This window comes from Photorhabdus noenieputensis (genome assembly GCF_018448935.1).
GTDB lineage: Bacteria > Pseudomonadota > Gammaproteobacteria > Enterobacterales > Enterobacteriaceae > Photorhabdus > Photorhabdus noenieputensis.
This window is the reverse complement of sequence record NZ_RCWC01000045.1, coordinates 15,737-39,152: the sequence shown is the minus strand read 5'-3', so window position 1 is coordinate 39,152 and position 23,416 is coordinate 15,737. Positions and strand designations below refer to the sequence as shown.

7 protein-coding genes and 1 pseudogene are annotated in these 23,416 nt (G+C 46.5%); 4 read left to right on the top strand and 4 right to left on the bottom strand.

Annotated features, from left to right (window positions below):
- Positions 1-153, top strand: a pseudogene (locus EAE91_RS21545) (IS256 family transposase); the annotation flags it as partial.
- A 452-nt stretch (positions 154-605) separates the two neighbouring features.
- On the opposite strand, the gene EAE91_RS21540 reads toward EAE91_RS21545, so the two are convergent.
- From EAE91_RS21540 to EAE91_RS21525, 4 genes are read right to left on the bottom strand one after another with little or no spacing between them, the layout of a single operon-like run.
- Entirely contained in the window at positions 606-2,402 is a 1,797-nt protein-coding gene (locus EAE91_RS21540; RefSeq protein WP_214090271.1) for a DUF2326 domain-containing protein, read from the bottom strand.
- Positions 2,389-2,640, bottom strand: a complete 252-nt coding sequence (locus EAE91_RS21535) for an ABC-three component system middle component 8 (protein WP_214090270.1) — start codon at positions 2,638-2,640, stop codon at positions 2,389-2,391. The genes EAE91_RS21540 and EAE91_RS21535 overlap by 14 nt, the downstream gene beginning before the upstream one ends.
- The gene (locus EAE91_RS21530) at positions 2,624-3,586 is read right to left on the bottom strand and encodes an ABC-three component system protein (protein WP_214090269.1); all 963 of its coding nucleotides are present in this window, start codon (positions 3,584-3,586) and stop codon (positions 2,624-2,626) included. Before EAE91_RS21530 ends, EAE91_RS21535 begins: the two co-directional genes overlap by 17 nt.
- Positions 3,583-3,879 (bottom strand): helix-turn-helix domain-containing transcriptional regulator, encoded by a 297-nt coding sequence (locus EAE91_RS21525; protein WP_214090268.1) that lies wholly within the window; start codon positions 3,877-3,879, stop codon positions 3,583-3,585. The genes EAE91_RS21530 and EAE91_RS21525 overlap by 4 nt, the downstream gene beginning before the upstream one ends.
- 844 nt (positions 3,880-4,723) lie before the next feature.
- On the opposite strand from EAE91_RS21525, the gene prtA reads away from it, so the two are divergent.
- From prtA to EAE91_RS21510, 3 genes are all read left to right on the top strand, one after another.
- The gene (gene prtA, locus EAE91_RS21520) at positions 4,724-6,166 is read left to right on the top strand and encodes a serralysin (protein ID WP_214090267.1); all 1,443 of its coding nucleotides are present in this window, start codon (positions 4,724-4,726) and stop codon (positions 6,164-6,166) included.
- Between the two features lie 900 nt (positions 6,167-7,066).
- Entirely contained in the window at positions 7,067-7,213 is a 147-nt protein-coding gene (locus tag EAE91_RS21515; protein WP_160170004.1) for a hypothetical protein, read from the top strand.
- A gap of 120 nt (positions 7,214-7,333) precedes the next feature.
- Entirely contained in the window at positions 7,334-22,942 is a 15,609-nt protein-coding gene (locus EAE91_RS21510) for a non-ribosomal peptide synthetase (protein WP_214090266.1), read from the top strand.
- The last annotated feature ends 474 nt before the right edge of the window (positions 22,943-23,416 follow it).

The window sequence follows — 23,416 nt, the reverse complement described above, 5'->3', positions numbered from 1 at the left end:
TTCCCGAACGAAAACAGTCTGATGAAACTGCTTTATCTGGGGCTTCTCAATGCACAGGAAAAATGGACAATGCCAATACAGAGCTGGAATCTAACGCTGTCGCAACTCTATATTTACTTTGAAGGGCGTTTGGATAATGTGATAACGTTGTAACCGCTAAATTAACGTGACACAGAATTCTGAACGCCCTCTTCCGGTAATGAATAAGTGACTATTTAGCGAGTGATAATATAGTTGTCGGTAGAATTGAAGTCCCCATTTATTACCGAAATCATTACCGAATCAAGTAAAAATTAAAGAGTCTGAGTTCAGTAAAATACAGGGCTCAGACCTTGATAAACGTGTGTTATACCCGTTATCTTTCAAGTGGCCTCTTTGTTGGCTGTACTCACCTCACCCCGGTCACATAGTTTGCTATGCTCCCGGGATTCGCTCCCTTGCCGCCGCGATGCATCTTGAAATCCATTGGGTATATATACCAACTCTTGTGTTGATGCATAATTGTTTAACTTAAAGTGTGAAGCAAAGATAGTTCAAAGATTCCCTTCTAGCACTCTAAGCAACTAGCAGCTTTATCTGTATCTGGTAGTAAAGCTCGATAACTTCTACCAGGTTTTTAACTTGAAAAGCCGACCAGATTCCCCTTCGTCATGTAGTTGAAGAACGATTTCTGTACTGTCAAACACCGGCAGCTCTTTAGAAGATCTAGTAGGAAGATCTGAATCTATTAGTGTTATAACAGACTGAATACCTAGTTCAACGTAATCACGTAAAATAGCCAATAAATTCTCTTTCTTTCTATTATCCAAAGACTCGAATACTCCATCGTGAAAGGCAAAATGGGGAAATTTCTCATCTTTATGAACTCTTAGTACAGCTAAATCAAAAGCGATACATAGCAGTTTTCTATAAGTATGTCCTAAGTCTGCACTCGTTGCGTTGCCTGATTCATCAAGAATTTCCGCTTTAAATAGCAAGTGTCCCTCTCGATTCGGAGATACACTGAGTAATGCTTTACGGCTAATGACAGTATCAACAATTTCACTAAAATAGAGCCGAATTTGAGAGAAAATGCTAGCTTGATCGGAGTTCTGAGACTCAACATTATTCTCAATTTTGGATTGTAAATGACTACACTCTTCGGAAAGCGATCGAATTTCAGTTCTAAGCTCTTGCAACTTGTGTAGATGTGCCTTTTGTCTCTCTAGAGTTTCAATATCTGCACGTAAGGAAACGAGTTCTCTTGAGAGAATTTTATATTTGGAAAAAACCTCTGTGTCACTTAAGAATGATAAATTTTTCGAACGATGCTTTCCTAGTTCGTTTAGTCTAGTGTTTATACTGCTCAATCTGGCTTCAATTTCTGACTTTTCTTCGGTCAGATATCCAAATCGTTCTTCAGTTATAGCTTTATTAAATCCTAACAGCTGTTCGAAATCCTTTTTTATCTGACCGCTAAAAAGCACCCCTGCCTCATTGAAAAGTTTTTCAGCTTCTTCAGTATTGAATAAAACTTTATCTTCCTCTAAGGATTTTAGGATTTTCTTTCTATTCTGATTTAACGAATATCTTTCCTGATTAAGACTTGCGATCTCTTCATCTATCTCTTCAACAAGTACTTTTGTTTTCTCTTTGTCTTGTTGTCGGAAATCAAACGCATCAAGAAGTTCCTGTTTCTTCTCCGCATCTTTCTTCTTTAATAGCAAAAAACCTTCAACTTTACTGATGTCTTCGAGTGATCCCCCCAACTCTTTCTTTACCGCGTTTTCAGTTGTCTGTTTTTCTTTTAGAGCTTTTTCTTTTTCATAGTGTTCTTTTATAAGCTCTGCATTAAACCCGAGTATATGGGAGAGATAGGGCTTCCATGATGCATCTTTGGAACGAAACTTTCTCAATTGGAAGACATCGCTATAATCATCCTGAGATCGAATAAGGTATCCAAGACTATTGCGATAGCCCCAAGGTTTTATCACGCTAAGATCAAGTAAACTATCTAGCAGCTCTTTGGCTTTATCAAAGGAAACATCTGCATGATCCCATTGATCTGTAGGCAAAAGAGAGTAATCTTGATTTTTTTCTTGATGTTTCTTGAAGCATATCTTTGAGGGTTGGGCGACATCTCTACGGATAGTCAAGAAACTTGAATCTTTTAGTTCGATCTCAAGAAAAAAGACAAACTGATTAAATATATCAGGGTGTTTAAATAGGAAAAAGTTTGTATTTCGCCTAGATAATAGTGCGAAGTCTATCACACGACCCAATGTGCTTTTCCCTAGATTATGTGTGTCTTTTTCTTTGTTCTCTGGGAGCCGAATTTCGCCATATATAACATTAAGCCCTTCGTGAAAAGCAACGGACTCAAAAAGAGATGGCTTGTTTGAATAAATCTTAGACAGTTTCATTGTTATTAGCTACATATTCAATGGCATCAGTTTTAGGACGATATTCAATGATACCCATAATAAATAAAAAGTTTAGAGCTGGGAGAAACAATACATCACCACCGGAAACTGCTTTTTTTGTATAGCTCAGCAGGTCGCTATAATTCTCGATTCTCAATCCCTTAAGACGTGAAATAATAATCAAAGCGACATTGATTACTGTCCTGTCTGGATGGGAATGTTTAGTTGGTCGCAGCATATTCTTCTTCACTACCGATGTCGCAATTCCAATACATGTAAAAAAGCATTATTTTAGTCAGTCGTCTATGCTTTTTTAGAACAGGGTCCCTTCCAAAAAGAAGATCAAAAAGATAATTCATTACACTATCAAAGTTTTGATATTCCTTTCTTTTGGCAATTATTTTAAGTTGAAACTCCTCAACTACATTTTCATAGAGCTGCATAATTTCTGCATTTTCCGGTGCAGCCAGAAAAGCTTTAATCTGAGCTGTCTCTTTCAAATATCTCCTTCTTAGTATTTCAGCATATTCGCTGCTCATGTTGTTAATTTGGTTTTTCTGACTATAGGGTATCCTGGGAGTTGGTGGATCGTCTTTCGTAGATAAGCCTTTCTTTTGTTGAGCTGCTAAAGCGTATACAACATCAGAAAGATCGTCGGGGCTTACGATTAAAGGGGAATCCACCGGATCGAGAGCAGCTCTCCCAGCAACCTTCGGAAAAGATTTAAGCCATGTTTCTAATGATTCTATACCGCAAAGGCAAATAGAGGATTCGGGCATATCGCACTCTTTTGCTAAATAAGATCTTATCTCACTTTCTGCATTACCTGCCAGCCGCCTGTTAGAAAACAACATGTAGTAATCTAATTGTTTCGCACTTCGTAATTTTTTAATCCTGATAATTTCTTTACTTAAAACACTTGAGTCGCCATCAGGGCTGTAGAAGTCAGGCTCCGAAAAGAGCTTGTTGTATCCGTTAGTATGTTTTGCTTGGATAATGATGGTGCCACTCCAAGGTGCAGATGTGCTGGGATAAAGAGCGCTGGTACCTACAAATTTGGCATCTCTGCCTCCATCAGGGCCTTTCGAGAAGCCTTGTACAGCAATCCCATGTAGTTCTTGGCATAAAAAAACGATCAGTTGCTCAAATTGGTCGTCACTCAAATCTTCATAAGCATACTTCATTTATCTATAAATTCCTCTGTTGGTTTAATAGGGGTAATCTCAAGCCGCATTCCAATTGCATTTAATGATGAACACAGAGTTCTTATAGTTGGATTCCCAGTTGCTGAGAGTGCTCTGTAGAGAGATTCTCTAGATAAGCCAGTCTTTTTGGCAATAAAGGAAAATCCACCATGCGTTTTGGCAACTTGTCTTGCAGTTTCCAGTAACAAACGAATATATTGAGTTTTTCTGCCCTCATTCAATTCAGGGCTAAGGTGTCCAATAGCACTCTTGTTTTTTACAGATTTACCCAATTTTCCTACCCCCCTTTTAACTTGTTATCAGAAGTTAGTGTACTGTAGCTTAAAAGATATAAACTATAAATAGTAATCTTAGCTAAAAAACTGGGATAGTCTATTCATCAATAGGCTATCCTTTAACTATAATGAATAAACTAAAAATCAGAAAGTGATGATTATAATCCAGTTTTATTTTATATATAATAGGATGATATTAAATCGGAGATTTAAATTAATAAATTAAAAAACCGAGAAAATAATAGCAAAATTTAATGCCAAAGATAATGACGAAAAAACAAATTCAGCTCATAATAATCTGTAAATGATTAAATTCTTCCATTATATATTAACTCTTATTTTTTAAATGAATGAAATCATTTGTAATTGATACTGCCATTTTTTCATAGCAATCCAATTTAATTCTCTCAGAGAGAAACTTTATATAATAGATAAAGTATTATCTGGTAATACATATTGCCCTTATTTTTTGGGCTTGTTTTAATAGTTACTTAATAAAATTATTAATAATGACTTTATAAAATTTTTTAAGTTTACTATATGGATAATTAAATTGGTAATAATTTTAAAAGAAAATACTGATAAAAATTAGCAATATTTTTTGTCTTAAACGGCTATGTTATATAAAACAATTGTTTATTTGTTTTATGCTACTTTTATCATGTTTATATTAAAAAAATATGTTAATTGTTTTTTACGTAATTAACTTTAGTGTTACTTTTATGGACAGGGGTTTTAAATTGCGTGGCCGGGATAGCCCATCACTTCTAGGTTTTATTGACAGGTGTTTAATTAAATAGAAAGTTTTTTATATCTAAGCTTTGAACTTATGGAGAAATATATGTCTTTAAAGAGGAAAATTTCATATTTGGAAGAAGTTAGTGGTTCAGCAAAGGCAAATGAGGTATTGACTTGGCTACAGGCTTATATTCCAGGTAAAGATCCTAATATTGTCGTTGGGCATGAGCCAAGTAAAGATGCGGCGAAAGAGTTAATCCGAAGTGATTACCGTTGGGGGCATCAGAGTAATGACAAATCTGAAACTTTCCAATTAACGTATAATTTCTTGGAGAGTGAGCCGGATGACATGCCGTGGAGTATTTATGGATTTTCGGCATTTAATGAACAGCAAAAAGCGGCTGCAAAACTGTCAATTCAATCTTGGACTGATGTCGCAAATATTAAATTCACGGAAACCTCTGATGCGAGTAAGGCGAATGTCACTTTTGGTTTCTTTGATTTTAGTTTAACAGGGGATTATGCGTTTGCTGAGATGCCGAATCCAGGTTTGAAACAAGTCGGAACTTGGTATGACGCGGAAAGCAGTACTTTCTTAAAGAACGATATTGGAGTGAATGGTTATGGTCGCCATACATTTACTCATGAAATCGGCCATACACTGGGGTTGGATCATCCGGCTGATTATGATGCGTCTGATAAGGTAGTACCGACTTACAAGAATAAGGCTACTTATTTTGAAGATAGCGGTGCTTATACCATCATGGGTTATTTCAGTGAAAAAAATACCGGACAGGACTTTAAAGGTATTGATTCTTCTGCGCCATTACTTAACGATATTTCTGCTATTCAGTCGTTGTATGGCGCAAATAATACTACTCGTACCGATGATACTGTATATGGTTTTAATTCCAACACTGATCGCGATTTCTTTACGGCAAAAGATGCAAAGAGCAAACTCGTGTTCACTGCCTGGGATGCGGGTGGTAATGATACCTTTGATTTCTCTGGTTTTACTCAGGATCAACGCATTAACTTGGATGAAGCTTCTTTCTCGGATGTTGGTGGTTTGAAAGGAAACATTTCTATCGCCCGTGGTGTCACAATTGAAAATGCGATTGGCGGCAGTGGTAATGACATTCTGATCGGGAATGATGCTAATAATACTCTGAAGGGTGGTACAGGTGATGACATCATTTACGGTGGACTGGGAGCTGATCATCTTTGGGGTGGGGAAGGCAAAGATACATTTGTCTACTTGAATGCCAAGGAATCACCTTTCCTTGAGCGTGATTGGATTCATGACTTTATTTCCGGTGAAGACAAGATTGATTTGTCATTGTTCGATCTGGGTGAAGCAGGAAAAGGCACTATTAAATTTGTCGAGGAATTTACCGGTACCGTTGGGGAAGCTGTGATCAGCTATGACAGCGTTAACAATGTAAATGATTTCGTTATTAATATGGGGGGAGAATTATCCCAAAATGGTTTTGGCGTGAAAATCGTTGGAGAAGCGCTGACAGAAGCTGATTTCATCCTTTCATAACACAACAACACAACCGCATCTGACCGGATGCGGTTATTCATTTAGTCACTTTGAACGTCTGGGCGTACAATTTTACTGTCTCCTGTCCTCTGTTTCCTGTCCATGTGGTTGGAGTTCCTAATCTACTATTTTTCTATTATATAATAAGTCAAATACATTTAAATAAGTAATAAATTGTGTGATTTTTTTATTTAAAAATAATCTCAAAATAATTTATTTTTAAATTTAAATTATTTATTGGTGATATTAAACATAATTAATATATACATCAGTCGTATTATTTTATTATGACAAAACAATATATATGGAAGTTAGTTTTAATTTGAAATTGTTTCATGTCGGTGTTAAATATAATTAACGTTTACATCAGTTGTATAATTTGATTATTATAAAATAATATGTAATCAGGCAGGTTGATAATTTTTACGTGTATAAATATACATTAATCAATATAACTAAATGATAAATCATGTTTTTATGGTGCAATCTGTTTCCTGCTGGAATATGGGTAGGTCCATTTTGCAGAGAATTATCAAAATAAATACGGTGTTAATTGAGGAACAGGAGGTTTAATTTGTCTCGCTAACTGTTTAATTTTTTATGAAATAATTTACATGTGATATTAATTCAAAATGGACAAAACACAGCAGGGATTTAGCACTCATGCCAGTAAATATATTCAATATACCCAATGGATTTCAAGATGGATCGCGACGGCAAGGGAGCGAATCCCCGGGAGCATAGATAACTATGTGACCGGGGTGAGTGAGTGCAGCCAACAAAGAGGCAACTTGAAAGATAACGGGTATAAATCCATTTTTATTTAGTTATGGAATTCAGCGTCAGCCAATAAAAAATTGCACAAAATCAAAGGCGCTTATTAAAGAGATAGGAACAAAAATGGAATATCTTTTGCCGGTTCACTGTGTGAATCGTTTATTCCGTTATCAGGAAAATAATTGTCGCAGAATTGTTAATTATGCAGTTATCAACTGGGCTATTACATCCAGCGTCCAAGAGAATGTGCTGTTTGAGGATCTTAATTGATGCCTGGTGTATGCCCGTTTTTATTTCTTTGAGGAAAGAAAGAAGGGCAAAACAATTTGTGATGACTGTTGAGAATGACAGTTTTCAAATAACTAACAGATTCGTTGAGGTAGTAAGTAGATGAAAGATAGCATGGCTAAAAAGGAAATTATCTTTGACGCTGGATTAGTACAAGTACCGTCAGAAAAGGTCGGTGATGACATATCTGTTCAGAAACTTAATTTGTTGTCAGAGGCTGAACGTACACTGCTATTGGAAACCTGGAACGCCACTGAAACCGTCTATCCTGATCAGTTGGGTATCCATCAGTTGTTTGAACGACAAGTGGAAAAAAAACCGACAGCTACGGCGTTAATAGCAGGGGATAAGGTCCTGAGTTATGCGGAATTGAATGCTCGTGCTAACCGACTGACTCATCAACTGATTAAACAAGGGATTAGCCCGAATGACCATGTGGCAATCCTGTTAGAGCGATCTATCGAGTTGGTGGTAGCTCAATTGGCTATTCTCAAAGCGGGGGCGGTTTATGTTCCTATTGATCCTGGAGCGCCGAACGAGAGAAAAGATTGGCTGATAAACGATTGCTTAGCCAAATTGTTGCTCATCGGTGCAGAAGTGGATATCCCGGCTGATCTGGATGTTCCGCTGATTCGTCTCTCTGATGAGACTGACGTGAGCAAGGAGGAAGAAGGTTTTAATCCTGATTTACTTTGTTCCAGTACCGCGCCCGCGTATATTATGTACACCTCCGGCTCGACTGGCACCCCAAAAGGGGTGATCGTGCCTCACCGCGCTGTGGTCCGACTAGTTATTAATAATAGCTATGTTGAAATTGCACCCAATGATCGGGTTGCCTTTGCAGCTAACCCTGCGTTCGATGCCAGCACCTTTGAAGTCTGGGCCCCTTTGCTCAATGGTGGGGCGCTGGTAGTTATTGATCACACGACTTTGTTGACGCCACAGGAATTTGTACAGGCATTAGACCGTTATCAAATTAATATCTTATGGTTAAGTGTCGGCCTGTTTAACCGGCTGGCTGCGGAGTTATCTCCAGTCCTTCCACAGATGAAAAATCTTATTGTCGGCGGCGATATCCTTGATCCCCATGTGATTGCCCAAGTTTTATGTAAGAGCCCGCCTCAGCAGTTATTGAATGCCTATGGACCGACCGAAGGCACCACCTTCACCACCACATACCGGATTGATGCTTTGGCCGCAGGAACAACCAACATTCCTATTGGCCGACCAATTGCTAACACGCGGGTTTACTTACTGGATGAACAGGGCCAGCCGGTGCCATTGGGAAAGGTTGGCGAGATTTATGTTGGAGGCGACGGGGTGGCCTGCGGTTATCTCAATCGCCCTGAATTGACCACTGAACGCTTTGTGGTTGATCCATTTAGTGATGCCCCAGATGCGCGGATGTACCGGACCGGGGATTTGGCCCGCTACCTGCCGGATGGCAATCTAGAATTCCTTGGCCGCAACGATCAGCAAGTGAAAATTCGGGGCTTTCGGATTGAACCGGGGGAAATTGAAGCCTGCTTGGTGGAGTATCCGACAGTACGAGAAGCGGTGGTATTAGCGTTAGGTGAAGGGCAGAACAAGCAATTAGTCGCTTATGTGCTGGCAGAATCGGATAACGAATTGCCAACTCACTTGCGTGAACATTTAAGTGCGCGGTTGCCTGATTATATGGTGCCGGTGGCCTTTGTGCGTCTGGATGAATTCCCGTTAACGCCTAATGGCAAATTGGATCGCCGGGCATTGCCGACACCGGGGGAAGACGCCTTTGCCCGTCAGGTTTATGCCGCACCGCAAGGGGAACGGGAAATTGCATTGGTTACTATTTGGCGCGAGTTACTGGGTATTGAACAGATAAGTCGGCATGACAGCTTCTTTGCACTGGGCGGCCATTCACTACTCGGCATACGCATGATTGAACAGCTACGCCATTTAGGACTGACGTTATCTGCCCGTGACCTGTTTCAATCACCAATACTGGCGGAGTTGGCCCAAACATTGGGGCAGCATCAGATTGTGGCAGTGCCGCCGAATGTCATTACCCCGACGACCACTGAATTGACGCCAGCGATGTTGCCGCTGATTGATTTGACTCAGCCTGACATTGATCACATCGTCGAGCAGGTACCGGGAGGGGGGGTCAATATTCAAGATATTTATGCGCTGTCACCGTTGCAGGACGGTATCTTATTTCACCACCTGCTGGCGAAAGAGGGTGATCCTTACTTGCTAGCCTATCCAATGATCTTTGCTGACCGTGGTTTGTTAGACCGCTATTTATTTGCGGTACAACAGGTGGTTGACCGCCATGATATTTTGCGTACCGCTTTTATCTGGCAAGGATTATCCATCCCGGCGCAGGTGGTTTGGCGTCAGGCCCTGTTGTCAGTGACTGAACTGACGTTAAACCCGGCTGATGGGCCGGTCAGTGACCAACTGGCGCAACGTTTTGATCCGCGGCAACACCGTTTTGATCTCAGTCAGGCCCCGTTGTTACGCTTTGTGATAGCACAGCAAACGGATGGTCGTTGGTACGTACTGCAATTACAGCATCACCTGATTGGCGACCATACTACGCTGGAAGTTATGAACCGCGAAGTGCGGGCCTATCTTGACGGACAGGACGATAACCTATCGGTGCCGGTACCGTTCCGCAATCTGGTGGCTCAGGCTCGGCAAGGGGTTGACCAGACAGAACCTCACCGATTTTTTACCGACATGTTGGCAGAAGTGGATGAACCGACGTTACCGTTTGGGCTGACTGAGGTACATCGTGATGGTTCTCAGGTCGCACAGGCGCACCGGATGCTGTCTCCCACGCTGAATGATCGTCTGCGTGCGCAGGCAAGACGTCTGGGCGTCAGTCTGGCAACCCTGTGTCATCAGGCTTGGGCGCAGGTGTTGTCGCGTACCAGCGGACAAGAGAAAGTGGTGTTTGGCACCGTGCTGTTTGGACGCATGGCGGCGGGGGAAGGGGCTGACAATGGCATGGGGCTGTTTATCAATACCTTACCACTGCGGTTGGATATCGATGATACCCCGGTTCAGGATAGCGTTAGGGTGGCGCATACCCGATTAGCCGGATTGCTGGATTATGAGCATGCTTCACTGGCGTTGGCTCAACGTTGCAGCGGGGTACAGGGAGGCACGCCGCTTTTTAGTGCCTTATTAAACTACCGGCATAATGAGCAACCGATGATCCCGCATGAGGCAATGCCGGGCATCGAATTTCTGGGTGAACAGGAACGGACCAACTACCCGTTTGTCTTGTCAGTGGAGGATGGCGGCACCACACTGGGGCTGACTGCTCAGGTGGTACAACCGTTTGATTCAGAACGGGTATGCGGCTATATGCAACAGGCGTTGGAAAGTCTGGTGGATGCCCTTGAACTGGCACCGGAAACGCCGGTACGGGAGCTAAACGTTTTGCCTGCATCGGAACGTACATTATTGCTGGAAAACTGGAACGCGACAGAAACCCCTTATCCTGAACAACTCTGTATCCATCAGTTGATTGAACAACAAGCGGAGAAAACCCCAGAGGCTGCGGCGCTGGTGTATGAAAATCAGACGCTCAGCTATGGACAACTGAATGCTGACGCTAACCGGCTTGCCCATCAACTGCTTGCCTTGGGTATCGTGCCAGATCAACGAGTGGCGATCTGCATGACAAGTTCACCGGCGCGGGTAATAGCGGTGCTGGCGGTGCTGAAAGCGGGCGGAGCTTATGTGCCGTTGGACCCGGCTTATCCGGGAGAACGACTGTTGCATATCCTGACCGATGCAGCCCCGGCGGGGTTGAAGACAATCGTGTTGGTGGATAGTACCGGGCGGGCTGCATTGGGTGAGCAAACGCTTGCGGAGCTGACGGTACTAGACCCGAATATCTTACCTGACCAGCCGGACGGCAATCCGCAGGTTCCTGCATTGACCTCACGCCATCTGGCCTACGTGATTTATACTTCTGGATCGACCGGGACGCCAAAAGGGGTGATGATTGAACATCGTGGGTTGGTCAATCTTATCCGGGATAAAATCAGCCAATTCGACATTCGCCCTGTTAGCCGGATGTTACAGTTTGCTTCATTTGGCTTTGATGCCGGTGTCTGGGAAATCATGATGGCATTAGGTAGTGGAGCCTGTCTGGTTATTCCGGCCGAAACCGTTCGTCAAGACCCGCGTCGCCTCTGGCATTACCTGGAAGAGCAATCAGTGACACATGCCTGCTTGACCCCGGCTTTGTTGCGAGAAGGGGCTGATTTGCCAACGATAACAATAAAACCGACCTTGATATTGGGCGGTGAAGCTCCTAGCCCTGTGCTACTACGGGCACTAAGTCATCAGGCGACTCTATTTAATGCCTATGGGCCGACAGAAATTACCGTCTGTGCCACCAATTGGCGTTGTCCGTCACACTATACTGATGTGTTGGTTCCTATTGGGCGTCCGACGGCGAATACTCGTCTTTACCTACTGGATAACCACGGCCAGCCAGTCCCATTGGGCGCGGTAGGGGAACTCTATATTGGTGGCGATGGTGTTGCTCGTGGCTATCTCAATCGTCCTGATCTGACTGACGAGCGCTTTCTGGCTGATCCATTTAGTGATGCTGCCGATGCCCGGATGTACCGGACCGGGGATTTGGTGCGCTACTTGCCGGATGGCAATCTGGTGTTTGTTGGCCGTAGCGACCAGCAGATTAAAATCCGTGGTTTCCGCATTGAGCCGGGGGAAATTGAAGCTCGATTGGCAGAACACCCTATGGTGCGCGAAGCGCGGGTAGTGGTTTTGGGGGATGGACCGGATAAGCGTTTAATTGCCTATGTTGTAGCCGAAGCGGATAGCGGACTGGCGGCCAGTTTGCACACCCATTTGAGTGCTATGTTGCCTGATTATATGGTGCCCGCGGCCTTTGTGCGTCTGGCCGCCTTCCCGTTGACGCCAAATGGTAAGTTGGATCATCGGGCATTACCGGCTCCGGGGGAGGATGCCTTTGCCCATCAAATTTATGTCGCGCCACAAGGGGAAATGGAAATTGCAGTGGCGGCTATCTGGCGTGAATTGCTCGGCGTTGAGCAGATCGGCCGACATGACAATTTCTTTGCCTTGGGCGGACATTCCCTGTTGGCGGTGCGGATGATGAACCGCATAGCGGTTTTCGGTGTCGATCTGCCGTTGGCTACGTTGTTTATGTTTCCGTCACTGTCTGCGTTTACCGAGAAGATCTGCGCACAACGTCATGCGGCCAATGATAAATTGCCTGCAATTAGGCCAATATCTCGTGATAGTGTCTTGCCCTTATCGTTTGGTCAACAGCGTCTGTGGTTTCTGGCGCAATTTGAGGGGGTGAGTGATACCTACCATGTTCCGACAGCCCTGCGTTTACGTGGCCGACTAAACCTTTCTGCCTGGCAGCAAGCCCTGAATCGCCTGTTTGCTCGCCACGAGGCGCTTCGTTCTGTTTTTATCACCGTTGATGGTCAGCCTCAGGTTGAACTGTTACCGGCGGAATTTGGTCTACCGGTGAAAAAATACGATTTGCGTAAAGCATCTAACGTGGACGAACAATTTAAGCGCTTGTGTGTACAGGAAGCCAAAACGCCGTTTGATCTTGCTCGTGGCCCCCTCATTCGTTGCGCATTGATCCAACTGGCCGATGAAGAGCATATATTCTTACTGACTCAGCATCATATTATCTCCGATGCTTGGTCTTTAAAGATATTTGAATCAGAACTGGTTGCACTTTACGCTGCTGGTCTAAATCAACAGCCAGATCCGTTGCCGCGATTGACCATTCAATATCCTGATTATGCAGCCTGGCAGCGGCAGGTATTTTCTGGTGAAGGAGTACAGGCACAGAGTGATTACTGGCACCGTACACTGGCAGACGCCCCGGTCTTGCTTGAGTTGCCGATAGACAGACCTCGCCCCTTCCAACAATCATTTACCGGTGGCCGGGTAGCGGTGCACATTGATGCTCCGTTGGTACAGGCCCTAAAACATTTGGGGCAACAGCACGGTACCACACTGTTTATGACGCTGTTAACCGCTTGGGCTGCATTGCTATCACGCTTGTCCGGGCAGGATGATGTCGTCATTGGTATACCAAGCGCTAACCGTAATTTGCGGGAAATTGAACCACTGCTTGGTTTCTTTGTTAACACATTGGCGTTGCGTATCGATTTATCTGGCATGCCGGATGTGGTCACACTGCTGCGGCGTGTACGGCAGACGACACTAGGAGCGCAGGAGCATCAAGATCTGCCTTTCGAGCAGGTAGTGGAAATTGTGCAACCGCCGCGCAGACCGGAGCATACACCACTGTTCCAGGTGATGTTTGCCTGGCAAGAGAGTGAAACAGAGGAATGGCAATTACCGGACTTGACGGTAACACCATTCGAGCTGGGATATGATATAGCGAAATTCGATCTGCAACTGGAATTAACGGAGAAGGCGGGAGAAATTGTTGGAGAGCTGAACTACTCTTCTGCCCTGTTCGACCATGAAACCATTGAAAGACAGGTGGGTTATTTGCAGGCTATATTGCGGGCAATAGTGAACCAGCCTCAACAACTTGTCACGGCTATCGACATTTTGTCATCCGCTGAACGCGAGTTATTGCTGGAGAATTTGAATGCGACCAAAGAGCCATATCCTACTCAGTTATGTGTGCATCAGTTGTTTGAACAACAGGCAGAGAAGACCCCGGACGCCATAGCAGTAATCTATGAAAACCAGACGCTCAGCTACGCGGAACTCAATATCCGCGCCAATCGGTTAGCCCATCAGCTTATCGCTTTAGGCGTAGCGCCGGATCAGCGGGTGGCGATTTGTGTGACACGCTCACTCGCGAGGATAATCGGGTTGTTGGCGGTGTTGAAAGCAGGCGGGGCCTATGTGCCGTTAGATCCAGCCTATCCCGGTGAACGTCTGGCTTATATGCTCACTGATGCGACACCGGTTATTTTGATGGCGGATAATGTCGGGCGGGCAGCATTAAGTGAAGACATTCTGGCGACGCTGACGGTGCTCGATCCGAATACCTTGTCGGAGCAGCCGGATAGTAACCCGCAAGTCTCTGGACTGACCTCACAGCATCTGGCCTATGTGATTTACACCTCCGGTTCAACCGGCAGACCAAAAGGCGTGATGATTGAACATCGTAGTGTAGTTAATTTGACACTGACACAAATTACCCAGTTTGATTTTTGTGCCACCAGCCGAATGTTGCAGTTTGCTTCATTTGGTTTCGATGCCAGTATCTGGGAAATCATGATAGCGCTGAATTGTGGGGCCATGCTGGTTATTCCTACCGAAACAGTGCGACAAGATCCACAGCGTCTCTGGCATTACTTGGAAGAACAGGCGGTGACCCATGCCTGTTTGACGCCGGCTATGTTTCATGACGGTGCCGATTTACCGACGATAGCGGTAAAACCAACCTTAATATTTGCAGGAGAAGCGCCGAGTGCCGCGTTATTTCAGGCACTGTGCAGCCGGGCCGATTTGTTTAACGCTTATGGACCGACGGAAACCACCGTGTGTGCGACCACTTGGGATTGCCCGGCCGATTATACCGGAGGAGTCATCCCCATCGGTAGCCCGGCTGCCAACAAACGTCTCTATCTGCTGGATGAACACCGCCAGCCAGTTCCATTGGGCACAGTGGGAGAATTGTATATTGGTGGTGTTGGGGTAGCGCGTGGTTACCTCAATCGTCCTGAATTGACGGCTGAACGTTTCCTGAATGATCCGTTCAGTGATGAAGCGGATGCCCGAATGTACCGTACCGGAGATTTGGCCCGCTATTTGCCGGACGGTAATTTGGTGTTTGTCGGCCGTAATGACCAACAGGTTAAAATCCGTGGTTTCCGCATTGAGTCGGGAGAAATTGAAGCACGGCTAATTGAACACTCTGAGGTAAGTGAAGCGCTGGTATTGGCGTTGGGTGACGGACTGGATAAACGTCTGGTGGCTTATGTGGTGGCACCAGCGGATAACGAACTGGCGACCAGACTGCGTGAGTACCTGAGTGATATTTTGCCTGACTATATGATACCGGCGGCTTTTGTGTGTTTGGATGCCTTTCCGCTGACCCCTAACGGTAAACTGGATCGTCGGTCGCTGCCCGCACCGGGGGAGGCCGCCTTTGCTCGCCAGGCTTACCAAGCGCCACAAGGGGAAATTGAGATAGCATTAGCCACTATCTGGCGCGAGTTACTGAATGTTGAGCAGATTGGCCGACATGACAGTTTCTTTGCCTTGGGTGGTCACTCGCTGTTGGCTGTCAGGATGATCGAACTTTTACGGCGTATAGGTTTGGGCTTATCGGTGCAAACGCTATTTCAGCATCCGACATTAAGTGTATTGGCTCAATCCTTGGCGCAACATCGCGAAATTAGCGTGCCTGATAACCGTATTACAGTGGATACGACGGTGCTGACGCCAGCAATGTTGCCGCTGATTGATCTGACACAAGCTGAAATTGACCGCATTGTTGAGCAAGTACCGGGTGGGATTGCCAATATTCAGGATATCTATGCGCTGTCACCGTTGCAGGATGGTATTTTGTTCCACCATTTGTTGGCAAATGAAGGTGATCCCTATTTGCTGATCACTCAACAGGCTTTTGCTGATCGGCCTTTACTAGACCGTTATCTGGCTGCGGTTCAACAAGTGGTTAACCGCCATGATATCTTGCGTACTGCCTTTATCTGGGGAGGATTATCTGTACCGGCTCAGGTGGTTTGCCGTCAGGCACCTTTGTCAGTGACGGAATTGATGCTCGATCCGGCTAATGGGCCGATCAGTGACCAGCTAGCTCAACGCTTTGACCCGCGCCGACATCGTATTGACCTGAATCAGGCACCGTTGTTACGTTTCGTTGTGGCACAGGAGAGTGATGGCCGTTGGATTGTATTGCAATTGTTGCACCACCTAATTGGCGACCACACCACGTTAGAGGTGATGAACAACGAAGTACAGGCTTGCCTCTTGGGGCAAATAGATAGTCTGCCTGCGCCGGTCCCGTTCCGCCATTTAGTGGCACAGGCTCGGCAGGGAGTCAGTCAGGCAGAACATACTCACTTCTTTACTGACATGCTGGCTGAGGTGGATGAGCCAACGCTGCCGTTTGGGTTGGCGGAAGCACATCATGATGGTTCACAGGTGACGGAATCTCACCGGATGCTGACAGCGGAATTGAACGATCGCTTACGTGGTCAGGCGCGGCGGTTGGGCGTCAGTGTGGCGGCGCTGTGTCATTTGGCTTGGGCGCAGGTATTGTCGCGTACCAGTGGTCGGCAACAAGTGGTGTTTGGCACCGTATTGTTTGGACGTATGCAAGCGGGTGAAGGATTTGATAGTGGCATGGGGCTATTTATTAACACTTTGCCGTTACGGTTGGATATCGATAATACCCCGGTGCGGGACAGTGTACGCACAGCACATAGCCGACTGGCGGGATTGTTGGAACATGAACATGCTTCACTGGCGCTGGCGCAACGTTGCAGTGGCGTAGCCAGTGGAACGCCGCTTTTTAATGCGCTGTTGAACTATCGACATAACACCCGGCCGGTCACACCGGATGAAATTATGAGCGGTATCGAATTCCTTGGCGCACAGGAGCGGACCAACTACCCGTTTGTCTTGTCGGTAGAGGATGGGGGGGCCGATTTAGGGCTGACAGCTCAAGTAGTGCAACCATTCGATCCAGAACGGATATGTGGCTATATGCAACAGGCGTTGGCAAGTTTGGTGGATTCCCTTGAGCGGACGCCCGACATGCCGGTACAGCAATTAGATATTCTGCCGACAACCGAACGCACATTGTTATTAAAAACCTGGAACGCCACTGAAACCGCATATCCTGAGCGGTTGTGCATTCATCAACTGTTTGAACAGCAGGTGGAGAAAACCCCGGATGCCACGGCGTTGGAGTGTGAAGAGCGGTCCCTCAGTTATGCGGAATTGAATACTGATGCTAACCGGTTGGCGCATCAACTTATTGCACTGGGTGTAGCGCCGGACCAACGGGTGGCGATTTGCGTAGCAAGCTCACCGGCGCGGATAGTGGCACTGTTGGCGGTGTTAAAAGCGGGAGGTGCTTACGTACCATTGGACCCTGCCTATCCGGGTGAACGTCTGGCCCATATTTTGACTGATGCTGAACCGATTATTTTATTAGCTGATAGTGTTGGACGTTCAGCATTAGGTGAGCAAATGCTTGCCGGGCAGACTCTCCTTGATCCGAATTCATTACCTGATCAACCGGATAGCAACCCACAATTGCCTACATTGACCGCCCGTCATCTGGCGTATGTGATTTACACCTCTGGTTCGACCGGCACACCGAAAGGGGTAATGGTGGAACATCATGGGTTGGTCAACCTTATCCAAGATAAGATCGCCCGATTCGACATTTTCCCCGCTAGCCGGATGTTGCAGTTTGCCTCATTTGGCTTTGATGCGAGTGTCTGGGAAACCATGATGGCGCTGTGTAGTGGCGCTACTTTGGATATTCCTGTTGACACTATTCGTCAGGACCCCAATCTTCTCTGGCATTATCTGGAAGCGCACGCGGTAACGCACGCCTGCCTGACACCGGCTCTGTTGCGGGATGGAGCTGATTTGCCTGCGATAACGATAAAACCAACATTAATACTGGGGGGTGAAGCGCCCAGTGCGGCATTACTTAAGGCGCTGTGCGGCAAGGCAACGGTATTCAATGCTTATGGCCCGACAGAAATCACCGTTTGTGCCACTAGCTGGCGTTGTCCATCAAACTATTCAAGTTATTCAAATTGTGGGGATGAACTCATTCCTATTGGACGCCCAACAGCCAACACTTGTATCTATCTGTTGGATGCCCTTGGTCAACTTGTGCCGTTAGGGGCCGTGGGTGAACTCTATATTGGTGGTGCGGGTGTGGCGCGTGGCTATCTCAATCGCTCTGAATTGACTGACGAGCGTTTCCTTACAGACCCATTTAGTGAAATTGCTGATGCCCGAATGTATCGAACCGGGGATTTGGCTCGCTACTTACCGGATGGCAATCTGGTATTTGTTGGCCGTAATGACCAACAGATTAAGATCCGTGGTTTCCGCATTGAACCGGGGGAAATTGAAACTCGATTGACAGAACACCCCGCAGTTCGTGAAGCGCTGGTACTGGCTTTGGGTGATGGTCAGGACAAACGGCTGGTTGCCTACGTGGCGGCGGCAGAGGATGACGGATTGGTTAACCACCTGCGTGAACACCTGAGCGGGTTGTTACCTGATTACATGGTACCGGCGGCCTTTGTGCGTCTGGAGGCTTTTCCGTTGACGCCTAACGGCAAGTTGGATCGTCGGGCGTTACCTGCGCCGGGGGAGGAAGCCTTTGCCCGTCAGATTTACGCCGCGCCACAGGGAGAAACCGAAACCGTACTGGCGGCTATCTGGCGTGAATTATTGGGCATTGAACAGATTGGTCGATACGACAGCTTCTTTGCTTTGGGTGGGCATTCATTACTCGCGGTACGCATGGTTGAACGTCTGCGTAACTTGGGGTTAACGCTGGCAGTGCGTGATCTGTTCCAATCCCCGGTACTGTCTGAACTAGCGCAAACATTGACGTTGAATCAGGTCGAAAAAGTGCCGGTCAACGTCATTACACCGGCTACCACCGTGTTGACACCGGCGATGTTACCGCTGATTGATCTCACTCAGTCTGAAATTGATCACATTGTCGAACAGGTACCGGGCGGGATAGCTAATATTCAGGATATCTATGCCTTATCGCCGTTACAGGATGGGATCTTATTCCACCATTTGCTGGCAAATGAAGGCGATCCTTATCTGTTGGCTGGTCAAATGGCCTTTGCTGATCGGAAGCTGTTAGATCGTTATCTGGTGGCGGTTCAACAGGTGATTAATCGTCATGACATCCTGCGAACAGCCTTTATCTGGCAAGGATTATCCGTGCCAGCACAGGTTGTTTACCGCCAGGTGCGGTTATCGGTGACGGAATTGACATTAGATCCGGCGGATGGGCCGATTAGCGACCAATTAACGCAACGTTTTAACCCACGCCAATATCGCCTTGATTTGGGACAGGCACCGCTGTTGCGCTTTGTAGTGGCACAGGAGAGTGATGGTCGCTGGATTGTTTTGCAACTGATGCATCATTTGATTGGCGACCATACCGCGCTGGATGTGATGAGTCACGAAGTTCAGGCATACCTTGACGGTCAGGAGAGCAGCTTGCCTGCTCCGGCACCCTTCCGTAATCTGGTGGCCCAGTCCCGGTTAGGGATGAGTCAGGCAGAACATACCCGTTTCTTTACTGAAATGTTGGCTGAGGTGACTGAACCAACGTTACCGTTTGGGTTGACGGAGGTTCGCCATGATGGTTCGCAGATGGTCGAATCGCACCGGATGTTGACCCCTGAGTTAAATGACAGTTTACGTGGTCAGGCGCGGCGGTTGGGTGTCAGTCTGGCGGCGCTGTGCCATTTGGCTTGGGCACAGGTGTTGTCGCGTACCAGTGGACAGCGGCAGGTGGTATTTGGCACCGTGTTATTTGGACGTATGGCAGCGGGTGAAGGGGCTGAAAATGGCATGGGGCTGTTCATCAATACCTTGCCGCTATGCCTGAATATGAATGATACCTCGGTGCGAGACAGCGTACAGGTAGCACATAACCGGCTGGCGGGATTATTGGAACACGAATATGCCTCGCTGGCGCTGGCTCAACGTTGTAGTGGCGTACAAGGTGGAACGCCGCTGTTTAGTACCTTGCTGAACTATCGACACAATGCATCGTCGGCGACGTCGAATGAAATCATGAGCGGCGTCGAATTCCTCGGTGCGCAGGAGCGGACTAACTATCCGTTTACGCTATCGGTGGAAGATTTTGGTGATGCACTGGGGCTGACAGCGCAAATCGTCCAGCCGTTTGATGCCGAGCGGGTGTGTGGTTATATGCAACAGGCGCTGGAAAGTCTGGCGGCAGCGCTTGAACACGCTCCAGAAACGCCGGTTCGGCAGTTGGAAGTTTTACCGGCAGTAGAAAGGAAACTGCTACTGAAAATCGGTAATGGCCCGCAAACGGCCTATTCCGACCCGCTGTGCATTCATCACCTGTTTGAACAACAAGTGGCGAACAATCCTGCGGCTACGGCACTGGTATATGAAGAGCAGACTTTCAGCTATGCAGAATTGAATGCGTGTGCTAACCGATTGGCTCATCAGTTAATTGAACTCGGCGTGGAGCCTGATCAACGGGTGGCGATTTGCATCACCCGTTCACCGTCAAGAGTGGTCGCGTTGCTGGCGGTACTGAAAGCGGGTGGCGCTTATGTTCCTTTAGATCCATCTTATCCGGGTGATCGGTTGGCTTATATGCTTACGGATGCGGCACCATCAGTGGTACTGGTGGATAATGCGGGCCGTACCGCGCTAGGCGAACAGGCACTTGCTGCATTAACGGTGCTTGATCCCACGATCCTGCCTGATCAGCCGGATAGCAATCCACACGTCCCGGCGTTAACCTCACGACATCTGGCCTATGTGATTTACACATCCGGTTCCACCGGCACACCGAAAGGGGTAATGGTGGAGCACTGTGGCTTGGTCAATTTGATTAGAGATAAAATCACTCAATTTGACATTCGCGCGGATAGTCGGCTGTTGCAATTTGCCTCATTTGGTTTCGATGCCAGTGTCTGGGAAATCATGATGGCGCTGTGTGGGGGAGCGACTCTGGACATTCCGGTTGATACGGTTCGTCAGGACCCGCTGCGCCTTTGGCGTTATCTGGAACAACGGCGGGTAACACACGCCTGTTTAACTCCGGCTCTGCTACGGGATGGAGCTGATTTACCGGCGATAACGATAAAACCCACTTTAATACTGGGTGGAGAAGCACCCGGTGCAGCGCTGTTGCAGGCACTACGTGGTCGGGCAACGCTGTTTAATGCTTATGGCCCGACAGAAATCACCGTCTGTGCAACCTGTTGGCGTTGCCCGTCAGACTATACGGATGTGCTGATCCCTATCGGGCATCCGACAGCGAATACACGTATCTACCTCTTGGATAATCACGGCCAGTCAGTGCCATTTGGGGCAGTGGGAGAATTGTACATTGGTGGTGCTGGTGTCGCCCGTGGCTATCTCAACCGTCCTGATTTGACGGCTGAACGCTTTCTGGTAGATCCGTTTAGTGATCAACCGGATGCTCGCATGTACCGCACCGGAGATTTAGCCCGCTACCTGCCGGATGGCAATCTGGTGTTTGTGGGGCGTAACGATCAGCAGATTAAAATCCGCGGCTTCCGCATTGAACCGGGTGAAGTCGAAGCGCGGTTGACGGAATATCCTGATGTGCGTGAGGCGATTGTATTGGCGTTAGGTAATGGTCAGGATAAACGTCTGGTGGCTTATGTGGCAGCACCAGAGAATAACGAGTTGGCAAGCCAATTACATCGTCATTTAAGAGCTATATTGCCTGACTATATGGTGCCGTCAGCCTTTGTACGTCTGGACGCCTTTCCGTTGACGCCGAACGGCAAACTGGATCACCGGGCATTGCCAGCGCCTGATCAGAGCGCGTTTGCTCGTCAGATCTATGAGGCACCGCAAGGAGAAACGGAGAGCATCTTGGCGGCTATCTGGCGTGAATTACTGGGGGTTGAGCGGATTGGCCGACATGACAACTTCTTTACCTTGGGGGGACATTCGCTGCTCGCTATGCGGATGATCAATCTGGCCGCAGAACGGGGATTAATTTGCTCATTGAATAATCTGTTCCAATTCCCGGTGTTAGCGGAACTGGTGGCGGAGATCACCTCAGATAAACTGTTTCAGTGGCAAAGCAGCGCCATACCGGTACGACCGGATGGTACCGAGCCGCCGCTATTCTTCGTACCGAGCGGCATGGATGATTACTCATATGTTTTCGGGCTGGCTCAACATATTCAGGCGGATTATCCGATTTATGCTCTACCTTGGCCGTCTATCAATGAGGAACAGGTGTCAACCATTGAAGTTCTGGCGAGCAAAATGATCACCTTTATGAAAGCAGTGCAACCAGAAGGCCCGTATCGGATATACGGTTACTCTTCTGGCGGTATACTGGCTTATGCCATTGCTCAGCAACTGTTGCATGCCGGAGAGACAGTTAATTTCTTGGGGCTAATTGATACACCGGCTCCTCACTGTTTCAAGACACGAGTCGATCAACCTAAACTTCAGTTCCTTGCTGAATTGGCAAGGCAATCAGTGGATGAGCATCCTCAAGAGATTGCGGCATTGCATGAGAAAATGGACGAACTGAATTTAGTGCAATTTATTGCCGCAGCGCAGGAGCTGGAATTATACCCATCAAATCTGCGCCCTGACTTAATTGCCAAACGTTGGCTACAGATGGGAAATTATGTCCAAATGGTCAAGGATTATCAGCCGAAAGCTCTGGCGATAACGCTACATCAATTCTATGCAATGGAATCTTATCCGCAGATCCCGTTTGTTACCGATGTTGCGCTACAGTCCGTAACGATGGAACCGTCGTTAGGTTGGGAACAGATAGTTCCTGACTCTTCGCTACAGTTAACTTCGGTACCGGGGGACCATTTTAGCCTGATGGAAGATAGTGAAAATAAAACTGTTTTGGCTAAGACCTTAAGCATGGCGTTGGCAATGAATTGTGAGGCGGAGGCGCTGTAATGCCAGTGATATTGCGGGATGAAAAGTTATACTTAAATAAAAATAATTAAAGATCAGTTTGCCCGGCTAAAGGTTTTTATAATAGCCGGACAATCTTGCTGAATATGGGCACCGAATGTTAATCACTTCGGTGCCTTATTTTTTTATCAAGTTCTACACCTGACGCTAGCGGAGAAATCCTATTTTTCAGCATTGCTTACATTTGTAAACAATGTTTACACTTTTAAACAATTGTTACACTTTTAAATGAATTTAAACACTCTTAACGCTTCAATGCCGAATATAATGGAAGTTATTTTCTGTCATTTACACACTTATAATCCTATGAGGTTTAAAATAATAATGGTCATGTTGCTATCCTTTAAAACAGAAGATGCTCCATGAAAATATCAGTAATGGCAGTTCTTATTAATTCATCGTAATCGACTATTCTATTCTGTGTAACTGAATTTATTCTCATTCGCATTAACTTAA

Bases quoted from the DNA above. Each gene is read 5' to 3' on its own strand.
- EAE91_RS21540 (WP_214090271.1), bottom strand. From the start codon at position 2,402: ATGAAACTGTCTAAGATTTATTCAAACAAGCCATCTCTTTTTGAGTCC.
- EAE91_RS21535 (WP_214090270.1), bottom strand. From the start codon at position 2,640: ATGCTGCGACCAACTAAACATTCCCATCCAGACAGGACAGTAATCAAT.
- EAE91_RS21530 (WP_214090269.1), bottom strand. From the start codon at position 3,586: ATGAAGTATGCTTATGAAGATTTGAGTGACGACCAATTTGAGCAACTG.
- prtA (WP_214090267.1), top strand. From the start codon at position 4,724: ATGTCTTTAAAGAGGAAAATTTCATATTTGGAAGAAGTTAGTGGTTCA.
- EAE91_RS21515 (WP_160170004.1), top strand. From the start codon at position 7,067: ATGGAATATCTTTTGCCGGTTCACTGTGTGAATCGTTTATTCCGTTAT.
- EAE91_RS21510 (WP_214090266.1), top strand. From the start codon at position 7,334: ATGAAAGATAGCATGGCTAAAAAGGAAATTATCTTTGACGCTGGATTA.